Raw genomic sequence first — 1,286 nt, forward strand, 5'->3', positions numbered from 1 at the left:
CCCCTGAGGAGGCCCGGAGCCTTCGAGGCTCGTCGCTTGCGCTCCTCACACCTCAGGCAGCGCAGGGCGGGCCGTCACCCCCCCGCCCCCTGAGGAGGCCCGGAGCCTTCGAGGCTCGTCGCTTGCGCTCCTCACACCTCAGGCAGCGCAGGGCGGGCCGTCACGAAGGGTCCGGTACGTTCGGACCGTGACGACCCCGGAAGTCCTGCGCCTGAATTTGGTCGACTTCGTGCGGCAGTCCCGCGCGATCCTCTCGGACATCGACCTCACCATCCGTGCCGGCGAGCGGTGGGCGCTCATCGGCCCGAACGGCGCCGGCAAGTCGACGATCCTGAGCCTGTGCGGCGCGGAACAGCATCCGACGCGCGGGACCGTCCATGTCCTCGGACACCAACTGGGGCGCGTCGAGACCCGGAAACTGCGTGAGTCCATCGGGCACGTCAATCCGCGGCATCCGTTGCGATCGCCGCTGACCATCCGCGAGGTCGTGCTGACCGGCGCGACCGGCACGACCGAGCTGATGGATCACCAGACACCCGCGCCGGAGACACTGGCTCGCGCCGACAAGCTGATCGAGATGTTCGGCCTGGGCGCACTCGCGTCGGCGCCGTGGACGAACCTGTCGCAGGGCGAGCGCGGCCGAACGCTCATCGCCCGCGCGCTGCTGTCCGATCCACGACTCCTGCTACTCGACGAGCCGTCGACAGGCCTCGATGTGGCCGCACGCGAACGACTTCTGCAGACCGTCGACCGACTCCACCGCACGCACCCCGAACTCGCGACCGTGCTCGTCACCCATCACCTCGAGGAACTGCCCGCGACGACCACCCACGCCCTGCTGGTGACCGGTGGGCGAATCCTCGCCGCGGGCCCGGTCGACGAGGTCCTGACCACAGCGCTGGTGACCGAGTGCTTCGACCACCCCATCGAGATCACACACCGCGACGGCAGGTGGTCGGCGCGGGGTGTCGCGACCACTGCTCCCTGACTGAAGCACCGCGAGTACGGGCTCCCGCCGCTCCCGAGCAGTGGGCAGCCCGCTTGTGACTGATGGGGTTTCTGTTCACCTCAGTTCACCACGGTTCACCGCTGGGGAGTGAGTGACTCCGATTGATGCACAGTTGGATTCGACGACATCGAGGTTGTGGAGAGACCTCGTCGTCGAACATTTTGGGCTCTTCTGACGCCAAAGTGGGTGTCTTCTCGCGAGCCTAACGCACGCAACGCCCAGTCTCGCTTAGGTTTTGAGTTGCGAAAACAAAGACCTAAGGGAGTGGGCGTTGCGC

General features: G+C 67.1%; 1 protein-coding gene. It reads left to right on the plus strand.

Annotated elements, in window-relative coordinates:
- Window positions 1–187 precede the first annotated feature (187 nt).
- Window positions 188–988, plus strand: coding sequence for an ATP-binding cassette domain-containing protein (locus tag FFS52_RS23545; protein WP_137811088.1), 801 nt, complete (start codon window positions 188–190; stop codon window positions 986–988).
- The last annotated feature ends 298 nt before the right edge of the window (window positions 989–1,286 follow it).

The sequence above is a fragment of the Gordonia sp. ALPHA1B1 genome (assembly GCF_005502615.1).
In the GTDB taxonomy this organism is placed as follows: Bacteria; Actinomycetota; Actinomycetes; order Mycobacteriales; family Mycobacteriaceae; genus Gordonia; species Gordonia hongkongensis.